The sequence below is a fragment of the Catellatospora tritici genome, from assembly GCF_019083965.1.
Taxonomy (GTDB): domain Bacteria; phylum Actinomycetota; class Actinomycetes; order Mycobacteriales; family Micromonosporaceae; genus Catellatospora; species Catellatospora tritici.
On the sequence record NZ_JAHRCY010000001.1, the window covers coordinates 185,637 to 200,776 of the forward strand.

At 71.8% G+C, this 15,140-nt stretch carries 17 protein-coding genes; 5 read left to right on the forward strand and 12 right to left on the reverse strand.

The annotated features are described in order from the left end of the window. Window positions 1-46: 46 nt before the first annotated feature. The 6 genes from rnc to rsmD form a co-directional block, all read right to left on the reverse strand. The gene (gene rnc, locus KUA19_RS00830) at window positions 47-799 is read right to left on the reverse strand and encodes a ribonuclease III (protein WP_217393821.1); all 753 of its coding nucleotides are present in this window, start codon (window positions 797-799) and stop codon (window positions 47-49) included. Between the two features lie 119 nt (window positions 800-918). Continuing rightward, window positions 919-1,092, reverse strand: coding sequence for a 50S ribosomal protein L32 (gene rpmF, locus KUA19_RS00835; RefSeq protein WP_212833150.1), 174 nt, complete (start codon window positions 1,090-1,092; stop codon window positions 919-921). 86 nt (window positions 1,093-1,178) lie between these two features. After that, on the reverse strand, window positions 1,179-1,766 hold the full coding sequence (locus tag KUA19_RS00840; RefSeq protein WP_217393822.1) for a YceD family protein: 588 nt from the start codon (window positions 1,764-1,766) through the stop codon (window positions 1,179-1,181). Between the two features lie 141 nt (window positions 1,767-1,907). After that, window positions 1,908-2,402, reverse strand: coding sequence for an ATP synthase subunit B family protein (locus tag KUA19_RS00845; RefSeq protein WP_217393825.1), 495 nt, complete (start codon window positions 2,400-2,402; stop codon window positions 1,908-1,910). 119 nt (window positions 2,403-2,521) lie between these two features. Then, a complete protein-coding gene (gene coaD / locus KUA19_RS00850; RefSeq protein WP_217393828.1) occupies window positions 2,522-3,010 on the reverse strand; it encodes a pantetheine-phosphate adenylyltransferase in 489 nt (162 codons plus the stop codon). A 7-nt stretch (window positions 3,011-3,017) separates the two neighbouring features. Then, on the reverse strand, window positions 3,018-3,611 hold the full coding sequence (rsmD, locus tag KUA19_RS00855; protein WP_217393831.1) for a 16S rRNA (guanine(966)-N(2))-methyltransferase RsmD: 594 nt from the start codon (window positions 3,609-3,611) through the stop codon (window positions 3,018-3,020). A 203-nt stretch (window positions 3,612-3,814) separates the two neighbouring features. On the opposite strand from rsmD, the gene KUA19_RS00860 reads away from it, so the two are divergent. Then, window positions 3,815-5,077 (forward strand): LPXTG cell wall anchor domain-containing protein, encoded by a 1,263-nt coding sequence (locus KUA19_RS00860; RefSeq protein WP_217393834.1) that lies wholly within the window; start codon window positions 3,815-3,817, stop codon window positions 5,075-5,077. A gap of 63 nt (window positions 5,078-5,140) precedes the next feature. Here the strand turns inward: KUA19_RS00860 and recG are convergent, their stop codons facing one another. Continuing rightward, the gene (gene recG / locus KUA19_RS00865; RefSeq protein WP_217393836.1) at window positions 5,141-7,336 is read right to left on the reverse strand and encodes an ATP-dependent DNA helicase RecG; all 2,196 of its coding nucleotides are present in this window, start codon (window positions 7,334-7,336) and stop codon (window positions 5,141-5,143) included. A 2-nt stretch (window positions 7,337-7,338) separates the two neighbouring features. Then, window positions 7,339-8,934, reverse strand: a complete 1,596-nt coding sequence (locus KUA19_RS00870; RefSeq protein ID WP_217393839.1) for a DAK2 domain-containing protein — start codon at window positions 8,932-8,934, stop codon at window positions 7,339-7,341. Between the two features lie 216 nt (window positions 8,935-9,150). On the opposite strand from KUA19_RS00870, the gene rpmB reads away from it, so the two are divergent. Then, entirely contained in the window at window positions 9,151-9,342 is a 192-nt protein-coding gene (gene rpmB / locus KUA19_RS00875; RefSeq protein WP_212833164.1) for a 50S ribosomal protein L28, read from the forward strand. Between the two features lie 152 nt (window positions 9,343-9,494). Here the strand turns inward: rpmB and KUA19_RS00880 are convergent, their stop codons facing one another. Both KUA19_RS00880 and KUA19_RS00885 read right to left on the reverse strand, forming a co-directional pair. Next, the gene (locus tag KUA19_RS00880) at window positions 9,495-9,962 is read right to left on the reverse strand and encodes a GNAT family N-acetyltransferase (protein WP_217393841.1); all 468 of its coding nucleotides are present in this window, start codon (window positions 9,960-9,962) and stop codon (window positions 9,495-9,497) included. A gap of 181 nt (window positions 9,963-10,143) precedes the next feature. After that, window positions 10,144-11,085 carry a thiamine-phosphate kinase gene (locus KUA19_RS00885; RefSeq protein ID WP_217393842.1) on the reverse strand — a complete coding sequence of 314 codons (942 nt, stop codon included), beginning with the start codon at window positions 11,083-11,085 and terminating at the stop codon, window positions 10,144-10,146. Between the two features lie 92 nt (window positions 11,086-11,177). On the opposite strand from KUA19_RS00885, the gene KUA19_RS00890 reads away from it, so the two are divergent. Together KUA19_RS00890 and KUA19_RS00895 are read left to right on the forward strand one after the other, a co-directional pair. Continuing rightward, window positions 11,178-11,411: an Lrp/AsnC ligand binding domain-containing protein gene (locus KUA19_RS00890; protein ID WP_217393844.1), complete on the forward strand. Its 234-nt coding sequence runs from the start codon at window positions 11,178-11,180 to the stop codon at window positions 11,409-11,411. Further along, window positions 11,408-11,986 (forward strand): DUF3515 domain-containing protein, encoded by a 579-nt coding sequence (locus KUA19_RS00895; protein WP_217393846.1) that lies wholly within the window; start codon window positions 11,408-11,410, stop codon window positions 11,984-11,986. Before KUA19_RS00890 ends, KUA19_RS00895 begins: the two co-directional genes overlap by 4 nt. A gap of 137 nt (window positions 11,987-12,123) precedes the next feature. Here the strand turns inward: KUA19_RS00895 and KUA19_RS00900 are convergent, their stop codons facing one another. Then, window positions 12,124-13,233, reverse strand: coding sequence for a D-alanine--D-alanine ligase family protein (locus tag KUA19_RS00900; protein WP_217393848.1), 1,110 nt, complete (start codon window positions 13,231-13,233; stop codon window positions 12,124-12,126). A gap of 82 nt (window positions 13,234-13,315) precedes the next feature. Here KUA19_RS00900 and KUA19_RS00905 point away from each other — a divergent pair, with 82 nt between their 5' ends. Beyond that, window positions 13,316-13,843, forward strand: a complete 528-nt coding sequence (locus tag KUA19_RS00905) for a hypothetical protein (protein WP_217393851.1) — start codon at window positions 13,316-13,318, stop codon at window positions 13,841-13,843. Between the two features lie 176 nt (window positions 13,844-14,019). Here the strand turns inward: KUA19_RS00905 and KUA19_RS00910 are convergent, their stop codons facing one another. After that, entirely contained in the window at window positions 14,020-15,117 is a 1,098-nt protein-coding gene (locus tag KUA19_RS00910) for a cystathionine gamma-lyase (protein WP_217393853.1), read from the reverse strand. Between the last annotated feature and the right edge of the window lie 23 nt (window positions 15,118-15,140).

The window sequence follows — 15,140 nt, forward strand, 5'->3', positions numbered from 1 at the left end:
CTCCGGCCCCCTGACAACCGGCGTCAGTGCGGGCGCGGGAAGGCGGTCACGCCTCCCGGGCCTCCGGGTGGTCCAGATCGACGGCCCGGTTCGACAGCACCTGCCAGGCGTCCTCGGCCGCGCGCTGCTCGGCCTCCTTCTTGGTGCGGCCGGTCACCCCGCCGAAGCGCTCGGCGCTGACCACCGCCCAGGCGGTGAAGGTCTTGGCGTGGTCCGGGCCCTGCTCCTCGATCACGTACTCGGGCACGCCCCAGCCGTGTTCGGAGGTCAGCTCCTGCAGGCTGGTCTTCCAGTCCAGCGACGCCCCGCGCCGGGCCGACTCGGCCATCAGCGGGTCGAACAGGGCGCGGATGACCTCGCTGGCCCGGTTCATGCCGTGCTCCAGGTAGATCGCGCCGAGCAGCGCCTCCAGCGTGTCGGCGAGGATCGACTCCTTGTCCCGCCCGCCGGTGGCCTCCTCGCCCTTGCCCAGCAGCAGGTGTGGGCCGATGCCCAGGGTGCGGGCCACCCCGGCCAGGGCGCGCGAGTTGACCACGCTGGCCCGCAGCTTGGCCAGTCGGCCCTCGGCCAGGTCCGGGTGGGTGTGGTACAGCGAAGCGGTGATCACCACGCCGAGCACCGAGTCCCCGAGGAACTCCAGGCGCTCGTTGGTGGGCAGACCGCCGTGCTCGTACGCGTACGAGCGGTGGGTCAGCGCGCGTTGGAGCAGTTCGGGCTCGAACGGCACGCCGAACGCGGCGGACAGCTCGGCCGGGTCCGGCGTCTCGGCCGGTTTCGGGTCATGCGATTTCGCTGCCATCAGCGACACCCTCTCGGCGACCGCGGGACGGCGCAGACATGGCGACGTCGCCGACCGGCGTCAACCGGTCGGCGACGCGACGAGTTAAACAACCCCCGCGGCACCCGGACGGCTCGGGATTAGACCTCGAGCACCTGACGGCCGTTGTACGTGCCACAGACGGTGCAGGCGCTGTGCGGCAGCTTGGCCGACTTGCACTGCGGGCAGGCAACGGTCGCGACCGCGGTGGCCTTCCACTGCGCCCGACGGTGACGGGTGTTGCTGCGCGACATTTTGCGCTTCGGGACTGCCACTGTATTACTCCTCAGTAGTAGTCGGCGGGTGCCGACCTTCTCTCGTTCGGCCGGCGGCCGACTGGTGTCTGACTCCGCGGCGCCGGTCAGGCTTGCGGATCTGCGGGCTGCTCCGGCTCCACACCGGTAAGCCCGCGCAACGCCGCCCAACGTGCGTCGACCACCTCGTGCTTGTGGTCGTCGGGCAGCTCGTCCCAGCGGACCCCGCACTCGGGGCACAACCCTGGGCAGTCCTCGCGGCACAGCGGGTTGACCGGCAGTGCGAGCACCACCGCATCCCGCACGGCCGGCTCCAGGTCGATCAGGTCGTCCTGGATCCGCCCCACCTCGTCCTCGTCGGTGGTCTCGTCCGTGGCGCTCGCGCGGTACACGAACAGCTCCTGCACCTGGACGTCCAGCTCGTCGTCGATCTCGATGAGGCAGCGCCCGCACTCGCCCACCAGCGGACCGGTGACGGTCCCGGAGACGAGCACGCCCTCCGACACCGACTCCATCCGCAGGTCCAGGACGAGGTCGGCGCCTTCCGGCACCCCGATCATCTCGAGGCCGAGGTCCTCCGGGGCCGGAACCACCCGATGGAGGGTACGCATCGCGCCCGCGCCGCGCGGCAGGTCCCGGAGGTCGAGGACGAGCGGCGCTCGCGGATCGAGGTGCTTCATCGAGTGTTCAGGCATGACTTTTCGCAAAGAGGTGAGACTTCACCGGGACAGCGGACGGTTGGCCGAGTTGTCGCAGGCCGACGTAGAAGGTTACCTGAACCGGCCCGACCCCGTCGAACGGGCTCGTTCCCCGCGCGGCGCGGGCCGGTCCGAGAGTCAGAACGGAAGCGGACGATCGTCGTCACCGGGGACGAACGAACCGATCTCCCGCAGGGCGTGCATCTTGTCGCGACCACGCTCGATCGAGGCCAGCGCCCGGGTGAGGAACTGCTCGAAGTTGCCCAGCGCCGTGTCGACGTACTCGTCGACCTCGTCGCGCAGTCGCTGCGCCTCGGCTCGCGCCTCGGCGACGATGCGCGCGCCCTCGTGCTCGGCGGAGACTGTGATCTCGTTCACCGAGACCAGGCGGGCGTGTTCCTGCTCACCCTCGTGGATGATGCGGTCCGCCTCGCGCCGACCGGCGTCGAGGATCTTGTCCCGCTCCTCCAGCAGAGCGGCGGCGCGACGCAGCTCGCCGGGCAGCTCTGCCCGCAGCTGGTCCAGCGTGCCGATCAGCTCACCGCGGTCGACCATGCAGTTGCGCGACATCGGCACCGATCGCGCGGCTTCCACCAGGGCGATGATGTCGTCGATACGGTCGAGTGGGTCCACCGACGGTCACTCCTCAAACACGGTTGTTGTCCACACCATGATGCGTCCCGGCGCTACCCCTGCGGCAGACCGGTCCCGCTGCGGCGAGTCGCCGCAGGTAGCGCGTTTTCAGACTGCTTTCAGGCCGCCCGGACAGGCCGCAGCCGCTCCGCGAGCCTACGCTCGACCAGCTCCGGCACGTACGGCGAGACGTCGCCGCCCCACTTGGCGACCTCCTTGACCAGGCTGGAGGCGATGAATGAATAGAGCGGGTTGGTCGGCATGAAGAGCGTCTCCAACCCGGACAGGCCCACGTTCATCTGCGCCATCTGCAGCTCGTAGTCAAAGTCGCTGACCGCGCGCAGACCCCGGACCACGACCTGGGCCTCCTTGTCCCGGCAGTAGTCGACCAGCAGACCCTGGAACGCCTCCACCCGCACGTTGGAATAGCTGCCGGTCACCTCGCGCAGGATCTCCAGCCGCTCGTCGACCGAGAACAGCCCCTGCTTCGACTGGTTGATCAGCACCGCAACGATGACCTCGTCGAACAGCCGGGACGACCGATCGATGATGTCCAGATGCCCTCGGGTGACCGGGTCGAAGGACCCGGGACAGACCGCACGCCTCACTAGCTGCTCACCCTTCCGGTTCACACGCTCCGCCACTCTGCGCAACGGCGCGACCGTACCAAAGGGTCGACTCCCCGTAGCGGCGACCGCGATCGCCAGTGACGCCTTGCACCCAGGACGGCTCCGGCGAGCGGGTGGCCCGCTCCACCACCAGCACCGCGTCGGGCGCCAGCCAGCCGTGTTCGACCAACGCGGCCAGCGCCGCGGTCAGCTCCGGCTCGGTCAACGGGTACGGCGGGTCGGCGAAGACGACGTCGTACGGGCCGCCCTGCGGCCCCGCGCCGAGCACCGTGCCGACCCGGCCCGGCGCCACCGCCGCCCCAGCCGCCCCCAGCGTGGCGATGTTGTCCCTGATCACCCGGATCGCCCTGGCATCGGACTCGACCAGCAGCGCGTGCGCGGCCCCGCGTGACAGCGCCTCCAGCCCGACCGCGCCCGACCCGGCGAACAGGTCGAGCACGCGCGCGCCGTCGAGGTCGGTCATGGACTCCAGCGCCGAGAACAGCGCCTCGCGGACCCGGTCGGAGGTGGGCCTCGTGTCGCGGCCGTCCGGGGTGCGCAACCGCCGCCCGCCGTACCTGCCCGCCACGATCCTCGTCACGCCCCCACGCTACGGGATCGACCGATACTCACCCCCCGCGCGGGAACCATCACCGCATGACGATGGTCGCCAGAAAGTGATAACGATTCGGCAACGGTTCATTTAACGGCCACCCGTAGCGTTTCCGTGCGACCGCGCGCCTTCACTAGGGTCAGTCGGTCTCAGCCTTTCACCCTAGCCACATCCACCCCTCTGGAGCACGTGTGAATCGTCCATTCACCCGACGTCTGCTCGCCTACGCGGGCAGCGCGCTGCTCGGCCTCGCGGGCGCGTTCGTCCTGGCCAGCCCCGCCCAGGCCCACCACACCGTGGTCACGGCCAAGGCCAAGTGCACCCCGAACGAGTGGGTCATCACCTGGACCGTCGAGAACTGGGACACCGAGATGTCGGCCAGCCTCCAGGTGACCTCCAACCCGGACACGCCGATCACCAACATCGCGGACGGGGCGACCCTGCCCGGCAAGACCAAGAACCTCAAGGGCGGCAAGCTCACCGGCGACCAGTCCGTGCCGCTGACCACCGACTTCGCCGACCTGACCGTCACCGGCACCTGGACCAACGGGAAGTCGGCCACCAACAGCGGCCACATCGACCTGGACGTGACGAACTGCGGCCACTACAAGGCCGCCGTGACCGGGTCGGCCCGCTGCGACGCCGACACCGGCACCTGGCAGGTCACCTGGCTGGTCGTCAACAAGCACTACACGCACTCGGCCAACACCAAGATCGTGGTCAACCCGCTCGACGCGAAGTTCACCGGGACGTCCACCGGCGGCACCTGGACGCCGCTGGCCGACAAGACGCAGATCGTGGGCCTGGCCGACGCGCAGGTCATCCCCGGCGGCGCGACCGTGACCGCGACCCAGTCGGTCCCGGGCACCGCCTCGGCGGCCCGACTCAAGGTGAAGCTGAACTGGCCGGACGGCCCGACGGCATCGCCGTCGCCCGCGGCGACGCCGGTGCCCGACGCCTCCCCGACGACGGCCGGCGCGATCGACACCGACTCCGGCGAGGTCGCGTTCGAGGGCGCCTGCGTCAAGAACGCCCCCAAGCCGTCGGTGACCTTCGCCGTCGACTGCACCGGCGTCGTGACCGTCACGCTGCTCAACGCCGCCGAGGCGACCAAGGCCGCCACCTTCGTGGTGACCGGCACCGACAGCTGGACCAGCGGCGAGATCGTGGTCCAGGTAGGCGAGAAGTCGGTCCCGGTCACGGTGCCCGCCAAGAACGCCAAGAAGATCTCCGTCACCGAGGGCGGCGTGCTGCTGCCCGGCGGCGAGTACACCCCCGAGGTCCAGGAGTGCGACGAGCCGTCGCCGCCCCCCTCCGGTTCGCCGCAGCCGCACCTGCCCACCACCGGCGCGAACGTCACGCTGGCCGTGTTCTCGGGTCTGGCCCTGATCGCGGTCGGTGCCGTGGTCTTCCTGCTCGCCCGCCGCCGCCGGCTGAACCTGACCGACGTGTGATCGTGAGCTAGCCGCACGAACAAAGGGCGGGCCCCCTCGGGGGGTCCGCCCTTTCGTTTCGGTTCAGCCCTTCTGCAGGTACTCGGCGCGGTCCGCGTCGACCAGGCGGGCCACCTGCGCGGCGAGCAGCGGGTGCGCCTTCAGCTCGGGGTCCTCGGCCAGCAGCTGCTCGGCCTCGGCGCGCGCCTCGCCGATCAGGTCCCGGTCGCGCAGCAGCGACAGCAGCCGCAGGTGCGAGCGCCGCCCCGACTGCGCCGCCCCGAGCACGTCGCCCTCGCGGCGCTGCTCCAGGTCCAGCTCGGCCAGGCGGAACCCGTCCAGGGTGGAGGCGACCGCGTCCAGGCGCTCGCGCGCCGGGGTGCCCTCCACCGCCTCGGTGACCAGCAGGCACAGGCCCGCCGCCGAACCCCGGCCGACCCGGCCGCGCAGCTGGTGCAGCTGCGACACCCCGAACCGGTCCGCGTCGAGGATCACCATCGCGGTCGCGTTCGGCACGTCCACACCGACCTCGATCACCGTCGTGGCGACCAGGACGTCGAGCTGCCCGGCCGCGTACGACCGCATCACCGCGTCCTTCTCGTCGGCGGGCAGGCGGCCGTGCAGCACCCCGATGCGCAGGCCGCGCAGCGGCCCCTCGGCCAGCAACGGGGCCACGTCCAGCACCGCCACCGGCGGGCGCTTCTCGTCCTCCTCGGCGCCCTCGACCGGCTCGACCTCGTCCTCGGTGCCGTTGTCACCGATGCGCGGGCACACGACGTACGCCTGGTGGCCCTGCTGGACCTCCTCGACGACGCGGCGCCAGGCCCGGTCCAGGAACGCGGGCTTCTCGGCCACCGGCACCACGTGCGAGGCGATCGGCGAGCGGCCGCCCGGCAGCTGGGACAGGCTGGACACCTCCAGATCGCCGTACACGGTCATGGCGACCGTGCGCGGGATCGGCGTGGCCGTCATGACCAGCACGTGCGGCGGTTGCTCGGCCTTGGCCCGCAGCGCGTCGCGCTGCTCGACGCCGAACCGGTGCTGCTCGTCCACCACAACCAGGCCCAGGTCGGCGAAGTCGACGCCCTCGTACAGCAGCGCGTGCGTGCCGACGACCAGCCCGGCCGAACCGTCGGCCAGCTTGGCCAGCGCCTTGCGGCGGGCCGCCGCCCCCTGCGAGCCGGTGACCAGCACCACCTGGGTCCCGTCGGGGTCGCCGTCGAGCTCGTCGGCCCGGCCCTTGGGGCCGAGCAGACGGCTGATGCCCCGCTGATGCTGGGCGGCGAGCACCTCGGTCGGCGCCAGCAGCGCCGCCTGCCCGCCCGCGTCCACGACCTGCAGCATCGCCCGCAGCGCCACCAGCGTCTTGCCCGCGCCGACCTCGCCCTGCAGCAGCCGGTGCATCGGGTGCGGCCGGGCCAGGTCCTCGGCTATCTCTTCGCCGACGGCGAGCTGCCCGTCGGTGAGCGTGAACGGCAGCGACGCGTCGAACCCGACCAGCAGTCCGCCGTCGCGGCGGGGCCGCGGTTTGGCGGGCCACGCCGCCGCCTCCTGTTTGCGCCGCACCAGCGTCAGCTGTACGGCGAACGCCTCATCCCAGGCCAGCCGCCGCCGCGCGGCGTACAGCAGCTCCTTGGAGCTCGGGCGGTGGATCTCACGCAGCGCGGTGGCCAGGTCGAGCAGCTTGCGCTGCGCACGCAGTCCGGACGGGAGCGGATCGGCGGGCAGCTCGACCGTGTCCAGCACCACCCGTACGCACCGGGCCAGCACCCAGGTCGGCACCGCCGCCGCGGCCGGGTACACCGGGATCAGCGCCCCGGCGAACTCCTCCACCTCGGCGGCCACCTCGCCGTCCTCGACCCCGGCGTCGAGCAGCACGTACTCCGGGCTGTTGAGCTGGCGGCGGCCGCGGAACTCGCCGACCTTGCCCGCGAACAGCCCCCAGAGGCCCGCGCGCAGCTCCCGCTCGCGCCACGCCTGCTGGAAGAACGTCAGGATCAGCTGGCCGCCGGAGCCGTCGGCGACCACGACCTCCAGCATGTTGCCGCGGCGCTGTCGCATCGGGCGGGTCGTGGTGCGCAGCACCTGCGCGAGCACGGTCACCTGTTCGCCGATCTCCAGCGAACGCATGTCGGTGTGCTCGCCACGCTGGTCGTACCGGCGCGGGAAGTGGAACAGCAGGTCACCAGCGGTGTACAGGTCCAGGTGGGTGGCCAGGGCCTTGGCGGTCTTCTCGCCGACCAGCTTCGTCAGCGGGGTCTCGACGTCGGCGTCGCCCATGGTCACTCGACCCCCACCAGCAGCGGATAGTGCGGCTGGCCGCCGTCGTACACGTGGATCTCCACGAACGGCCAGCGGGCCGCCACGTGCGCGTTCAGCGCGGGCACCAACTCCTGCGGCGCCTGCGCGCCGACGATCAGGGTGACCAACTCACCGCCGCTGGCCAGCATCCGGTCCAGCAGCTCCACGCACACGGTACGCAGGTCGTCGCCGATCAGGTTGACCTCGCCCTCGATCAGCGCGATCACGTCGCCGGGGCGGCATCGCCCCGCCACCGTCAGCGCCTCGCGGCTGGCCCAGGTCACCTCGGCCGAGCGGCACGCACCGGCCGCCTCCGCCATCGCGATCACGTCGTCCTCGAACCGGCGCGAGGAGTCGCGCACCGCCAGCGCGGCCAGCGCCTGCACCGGCGAACGCGTCGGGATGACCCGGACCTTGACCCCCTCGCCGAACGCCTCGTCGGCGGCGGCCTGGGCCACCGCGCGCAGGTTGCCGTCGGTCGGCACCACCGCGACCCGGCCCGCGCCCGTCGCCAGGATCGCGTCGAGCACCTCCGCCGTCGACGGGTTCGCCGGTACCGCGACCGCGCCCTCGGCGGTCAGCAGCTCCTCGATGCCCTCCCCGGCCGCCGTCACCACGACCGCGCGGGCGGTCGGGTCGGGTCGGCGCGGCGCGTGTTCCGCGGTCGGGCTGGTCAGGTGGGTGATCTGGATCTGGTACGGCCGCCCGGCCGCCAGCCCCGCCTCCACCGCCGCCCCGGCGTCGTCGACGTGCACGTGCACCCGCCACGTCGCCGGGCCGCCGACGACCACCAGCGAGTCCCCGAGCCGGTCCAGCGTCTCCCGCAGCGCGGCGATCTCCCCCGCCCCGGTGTCGATCAGGAACTGCACCTCGTACGCCGGGCCCCGGTACGCCGGACGCACGTGCGCGTGGTCGTGCCCGCTGTGTTCATCGTCATCGGTGACGGTCACCACCACCCCCGGCACCTGACTCTCGTCGTGCTCGCCGGTCAGCGCCTCCAACAGCGCCTCCAGCAGCAGCACCAGCCCGTGCCCGCCCGCGTCGACCACCCCGGCCGTCGCCAGCACCGGCAACTGCTCCGGCGTACGCGCCAGGGCCCGCCGCGCCTCCAGCACCGCCTCGCGCACCGCCGTGACGCAGTCCTCGGCCTGGCAGCCCGCGGCCGCCTTCGCGGCGTCCCGGGCCACGGTGAGGATGGTGCCCTCCACCGGCCGCGCCACCGCCGCGTACGCCGACGTCGCGGCCGCGTCCAGGGCGGGCACCAGCCCGTCGTCGTCCACGCCGTCGGCCAGGCCGGACAGCCACTGCGCGGTGATCACGCCGGAGTTGCCGCGCGCGCCCAGCAGCGCGCCGCGCGCCATCGCCCGCAGCACCGAACCCGGCGTCGGATCGTCGGTCAGCACATCCACCTGCGCGTGGTGCGCGGCGGTCAGCGTCAGCAGCAGGTTGGTTCCGGTGTCGCCGTCGGGCACCGGATAGACGTTGAGCTGGTTGAGCGCGTGTTCCTGCCGGCCGACGACGGCCACGGCGAGCGAACTCCAGCGGCGCACCGCGGCGACGTCGAGGACCTCCAGCACGGGGCCAGCCTAACGGTGACGCACCCTGTTCTCGCGCTCGGCGCCGCGAGCGGTACAGTGATGTGCAGCCCGATCGTGTGCCCTCACCTCGAGGACCGGCATCGCGGGCTCGTCCCCGATTGGGCATCCGCGGAGCCGGTCAGCTACCCTGGTCAGGTTCCCGGCACAGTGACGCTACGGTCGGGTCAGTGATCTAGACGAACTCAGGAGATTCCCGTGGCTAGCGTGTGCGACGTCTGTGGCAAGGGGCCGGGTTTCGGCCACAACGTTTCCCACTCGCACCGGCGGACCAACCGTCGCTGGAACCCGAACATCCAGTCGGTGCGCACCCCCGCCGGTGGCGGCAACACCCGTAAGGTGCAGGTCTGCACCTCGTGCCTGAAGGCCGGCAAGGTCACCCGCGCCTGACGCGAGACTTCAAAGGCCGCCGAGCTCCGGCTCGGCGGCCTTTTGCCGTACCCCCCGAATGCCCCGCCACCACCGAACCACCCGTGAGCCATATCGCTTTTGATCGGGTCGGGTCGGGGCGGATCGGGCACGGGCGGGGCGGGGCGACTTGATCAGTGCAGGTCGCGGCCGAAGCTGCGGCAGCCGGGCTCGTCGCGGTAGTGGCCGAAGTTCTCGATCAGCTGGTAGCCGATGGCCTGGTACATGGCGATGGCCTCAGGCTGGGCGGTGCCGGTCTCCAGCACCGCGCGCACCCGCCCGTGCGCTTTCGCGTCGGCCTCCAGCGCCGCCATGATCTGCCGCCCGAGACCCTTGCCGCGCACCGTGGGCGCGGTGTAGACGCGCTTGATCTCGGCGACGTCCTCGGTCTCGTTCCAGCTGCGCCAACCGCCGCAGGCCACCGGCGCCCCGTCCAGGTACGCGACGAAGAACCCGCCGTCCGGCGGGTCGAACTCGACCCCGGCGATCGGGGTGGCGTCACCGCCGCCGTATCGCTCGGTCAGGTCGGCCATCAGTTCGGCGATCAACTTGCGCGCGACCGGCGCCCCGAAGCGCGTCGGCCGGATCTCGATCTCGGTCACGCGCCAGAGAATACGGACTTCTGGGCATTGGCACCACTTGTCCGTTAGGTAACCGGTCCACTACTCGCCGGTACCTTACCGTGCCACTGTCGATCATGAAGTTGGGGCGGCGACACACCGTCGAACCTGCCCATAAGTTCATGATCGACGCGTTGGGGGGGTGGGGTGGGGTGGGGTGGGGTCAGGCGCGGAAGTGGTCCCAGCCTTTGGGGCCGTACCAGGGGCGGGAGTCGACGGTGACCGTGGTGCCGTGGGTCACCTCGCCGATCGGGTGCCAGCCGTCGGGCAGCGGGACGCCGGGCGGGAAGGTCGCGGCCAGGCCGTGGTCGTCGCCCCCGGCCAGCAGCCACTGGTACGGGTCGACGCCCAGCGCCAGCGCCGCGTCACGCATCTGCTCCGGCACCGCGAACGCCGACCGGTGCAGGTTGATGCCGACCTTGCTGGCCTGCGCGATGTGGCCCAGATCCGCGATCAGCCCATCCGATATGTCGATCATCGAGGTGGCCCCGGCCCGGCCCGCCGCCGGTCCCGCCGCGTACGGCACGATCGGCCGCCGATAGGCCTCGACCAGCACCTTCGGCGTACGGAAGCCGCGCGACAGCACCGTGTACCCGGCCGCGGCGTACCCGACCCGGCCCGCCAGCGCCACCACGTCGCCCTCACGCGCCCCCGACCGCAGCACCGGCGCCAACCCGTGCAGGTCGCCCAGCGCCGTCACCGCGATGGTCAGCGTCGGGCTGGCGGTCATGTCCCCGCCGACGACGCTCGCGCCGACCAGCGCCGCCTCGGCGGCCAGGCCGTCGGCCAACTGCTCGGCCCAGGCGACATCCAGATCGGGCGGGGCGCACAGGCCCACCAGCAGCGCGGTCGCCGTGGCGCCCATCGCCGCGATGTCGGCCAGGTTCGCCGCCGCCGCCCGACGGCCGATGTCCTCGGCCTCGGCCCAGTCGCGCCGGAAGTGACGCCCCTCGACCAGCACGTCGGTCGAGGCGACCACCCGCCCGTCCGAGGCGATCACGAGCGCGGCGTCATCGCCTGGACCGAGCAGGGTGGCCGGGCCCGTGCCGAGTCGGGCCACCACCCGCTCGATCAGCCCGAACTCACCCGTACGCGCGACGCTCATAGCACCTCTTTTCGCTTGTGGCGCGCCTCCTGCCGCTGTCCGCAGCCCACCCGTGAGGTAGTTTCACAGCGGTACGTACAAAGGAGTCGTCCGTGGTTCACGCTTATATCCTGATCCAGACGTCGGTCGGCAAGTCGGTCGACGTCTCTTCCGCAATCAGCGACATCCAGGGTGTCACCCGGGTCGACGCGGTCACCGGGCCGTACGACGTGGTCGCCATGGTGCAGGCGCACACCGTCGATGAGCTCGGCAAACTCGTCCTGTCACAGATCCAGTTGATCCCGAACATCACCCGTACGCTGACGTGCCCGATCATCCACATATGAGTAACGACCAGGCGGCCCGTCCGGCCGACCGCTCCGCCAAGCTCATCGCAGCCGCGATCGCGCTGCCCGTCGCCGCCCTCGCCGGCTGGGGCTTCTTCCAGGTCATGCGCTCCGCCGACGCGCCCGCAGCGGCCCCGAAACCCAGCGCGAGCACCTCGACCAGCCCGAAGGTCATGCCGACCGCGCCGGTGAAGATGGCGGTTTCCGCACTCGGCGAGCGCCAGGCCACGGTATGCCGCGCCCTACTCTCGCAGCTGCCCGAGCAGGTCCGTGACCTGCCCCGGCGCGAGGTCTCCGGCGGCTTCGAGCAGAACGCCGCCTGGGGCGACCCCGCCCTCACCCTGACCTGCGGCGGCACGACTCCGACCTTCCCGCCCACCGACGACGTGTACCTGCTCGACGGCGTCTGCTGGCACGAGTCCGCCGGCACCTGGACCACGGTCGACCGTGAAGTCCCCGTCTCCGTCACCGTCCCGGCCGGTCTGGACGGGCCCGGCGAGTGGGTCAGCGAGTTCTCGAAGACCTTCATCGAGACGGTCCCCTCCGCCGAAACCATGCCCACCGGCTGCCGTTGAGCAGACCCCGGGGTTTCGCGTGCCCGCGGCGGTGTCTGGACTCAGGAGCGTGACCGGGCCGAAGGCCCGGTAGCGACGAGGGAAGACACCGCCTGAGAACGGGCACGCCCGCGCCCGCGAAGGCGGGCGCCAGCAGCTCAGTGCAGGCCGGTGCCTCTCCGTAGGGCCGTGCGGATCAGGCGGGAGACCAGTTTCGGGTATTCCAGGCCGCTGGCGGCCCACATACGCGGGAACATGCTGGTCGAGGTGAAGCCGGGCATGGTGTTGATCTCGTTGAGGTAGACCTCGCCGTCGGCCGTGACGAAGAAGTCGACCCGGCCCAGGCCGGCGCAGTCCAGGGCGGTGAAGGTGCGCACGGCCAGATCCCGCACCCGCGCGGTCAGCTCCGGGGACAGGTTCGCGGGTAGGTCGTACTCGCAGTCGTCGCCGAGGTACTTGGCCTCGAAGTCGTAGAACTCGTGCCCGCCCGCGACCACCCGGATCTCGGCCAGCACCGACGCCTCGGGCTGGCCCCCGGCCTCACCCTCCAGCACGCCGCACTCGACCTCGCGGCCGACGATCCCAGCCTCGACCAGCACCTTCGGGTCGATGGCGCGCGCTTTGGCCAGCGCCGCGTCGAAGTCGTCCCAGTTGTTGACCTTGCTGATGCCGAACGACGAACCGGCCCGCGACGGCTTCACGAACACGGGCAGGCCAAGGCGGTCGCGGTCGGCCTGGGTGAGCTCCTGGCCGTTGCGCAGCACCACGTACGGCCCGACCGGGATGCCCTCGGCGGCGGCGAGCTTCTTGGTGAACTCCTTGTCCATGGCGGCCGCGGACGCGAACACGTTCGCCCCGACGTACGGGATGCCCGCCATCTCCAGCAGCCCCTGGATCGTCCCGTCCTCGCCGTACGCCCCGTGCAGGGCGGGAAAGACCACGTCGACCTCCGCCAGCGCGGCGGCCGCGCCCTCGGCGGGCTCGAGCACCACCAGGTCGTGGCTGGTCGGGTCGGCGGGCAGCACGACGGCCTGGCCCGAGGCGGCCGTGATCTCCGGCATGGCGCCGCCCTCGATCGCGAGCGGGTTCTCGCCTGAGGCGAGCACCCAGCGACCCTCGCGGGTGATGCCGACCGGCACCGCCTCGTACTCGTCGGGATCGAGCGCGCCCAGGATGCTGCCGGCGCTGACGCAGGAGACGCCGTGCTCGGTGCTGCGCCCGCCGAAGACTACGGCGACGCGGATCTTGCGCTGGCTGCTTTCACTCACGCGGCTGACCCTATCGTGCTCTGTGATGAACCGGTGAAGAGCACATCGTGCGGCACCCGAGGTGGCGATAGGGTCTCGCACCGTGACCCCTCACGCACGCCTGCGGCGCATCCGCATCTGGCTCGTCCTTTTCATCATCTGCCTCGTGCTCAGCGGTGCGACGGCTTTCCCACTGCTGACCGAGGTCCGCTGGGTCGACGGGCTGCTGCGCGAATCCTGGCTGCCCGCGCCTTCGGCCCTGGTCGACTTCATCGGTGAGGTGCGGCGCGGGCTGGAGGCCGCCAACCGGGACTACCCCTTCCTGGCGTACGGCACGGACTGGTTGGCCTTCGCGCACCTGGTCATCGCGGCCGCCTACTGGGGACCGCTGCGCGACCCCGTCCGCAACCTCTGGGTGATCCACTGGGGCATGTTCTGCTGCCTGGCGGTGATCCCGCTGGCGCTGATCGCGGCGCCGACCCGGGGGCTGCCCTGGTGGTGGATCCCGATCGACTGCTCGTTCGGGGTCGTCGGCATCGTCCCGCTGCTGGTCGTACGCCGCCACATCCTGGCCCTGGCCGCCGCCACCGACCCCGCCGCGGCACCCCGGCCCGACCCCGTCGCCGCCTAGCCTCCGTCATGATCGCAGTCTGCGGTCAGAACGCGGCGTTCAGCCGCACTTTCGGACCGCAGACAGCGATCATGAAGACAGCCCGCCGAAAGATCGCTGCGCTCGGGCCAGACCCCCGGTTTCTGACGGCCGGAAACCGACCGTCGGGTGACGAACCGCGGGCGGCAGCCGGTCGGTCAGGCAGCGGCCGTCAGTGCCGTACGCAGGTCTGCCAGCAGGTCGCCGGTGTCCTCAACCCCGCACGACAGCCGCACGAACCCGGGCGCCACGTTGTCCCCCCACTGGTGCCGCCGGTCCGCGCTGGTGTGCAGCCCGCCGAAGCTGGTCGCCGCGGCCACCAGCTTCGAGGCCCGCAGGAACGCCGCCACCCGCTCCGCCGACTCGAGCTCGAACGACACCAACCCGGGCACGATCTTCATCTGCCGCGCGGCCAGCGCCGAATCCCCGGCCCAGCGAACGGCGCGGACCGACGGGAGCGAGCGCAGCAACTCGACCACGGCGGCCCCGTTGACCGACTGCTGGCGCAGCCGCAGCGCCATGGTGCCCATGGACCGCCGGGCCAGCCAGCAGTCGAACGCCGACGGGATGGCGCCGGTGAGCGCCCGCCACTGCCGCATCCCGTCGAGCAGTTCGGGTGACCGGGTGGCGACGTAGCCGAGCAGCAGGTCGGAGTGGCCGGACAGGGCCTTGGTGCCGGAGGCGACGACCACGTCGGCGCCGAGGTCCAGGGGGCGCTGCGACAGCGGGGTGGCGGTGGTGTTGTCCACCGCGACCAGGGCACCGGCGGCGTGGGCGGCCTGCGCGACGGCGGCGATGTCGACCAGGTCGAGACCGGGGTTGGCCGGGGTCTCCAGCAGCACCAGCCGTACGCCCTCGAACGACGGGTACGGCCCCGCCGTGGGCACCTCGACGGTCTTCACGCCGAGTCCGGCGAGCGTGCCGGCGGCGAAGGCGCGGACCTGGTAGTACCCGTCGGCGGGGATCATGAGGGTGTCGCCGGTACGCAGCACGGACAGCAGCAGTGCGGTGATCGCGGCCTGGCCGCTGCCGAAGGCGAGGCAGTCGCCGCCCTCCAGCCCGCCGATGGCCGCCTCCAGCAGCCGCCGGGTCGGGTTGTCGCCCCGGCCGTACCCGTCGAGGTCGGGGCGGTAGCCGTCGGGTGGCAGGTGGTAGGGCGCGGCCAGCACCGGACCCGGGAGCAGCGGTGCACCGGGGACGGGTTCGGGCATGCCGACGTGGACCGACAGGGTGCTGTCGCCGTACTGCGTTGTCATGAGCGAACCGTAACCCGCCCACC

What these genes read in the sequence shown, in the direction of transcription:
- recG (WP_217393836.1), bottom strand. Translation starts at nt 7,336, where the DNA reads ATGGGCGACGCCGACGTCGAGACCCCGCTGACGAAGCTGGTCGGCGAG.
- KUA19_RS00910 (WP_217393853.1), bottom strand. Translation starts at nt 15,117, where the DNA reads ATGACAACGCAGTACGGCGACAGCACCCTGTCGGTCCACGTCGGCATG.
- KUA19_RS00840 (WP_217393822.1), bottom strand. Translation starts at nt 1,766, where the DNA reads ATGCCTGAACACTCGATGAAGCACCTCGATCCGCGAGCGCCGCTCGTC.
- rnc (WP_217393821.1), bottom strand. Translation starts at nt 799, where the DNA reads ATGGCAGCGAAATCGCATGACCCGAAACCGGCCGAGACGCCGGACCCG.
- KUA19_RS00895 (WP_217393846.1), top strand. Translation starts at nt 11,408, where the DNA reads ATGAGTAACGACCAGGCGGCCCGTCCGGCCGACCGCTCCGCCAAGCTC.
- KUA19_RS00885 (WP_217393842.1), bottom strand. Translation starts at nt 11,085, where the DNA reads ATGAGCGTCGCGCGTACGGGTGAGTTCGGGCTGATCGAGCGGGTGGTG.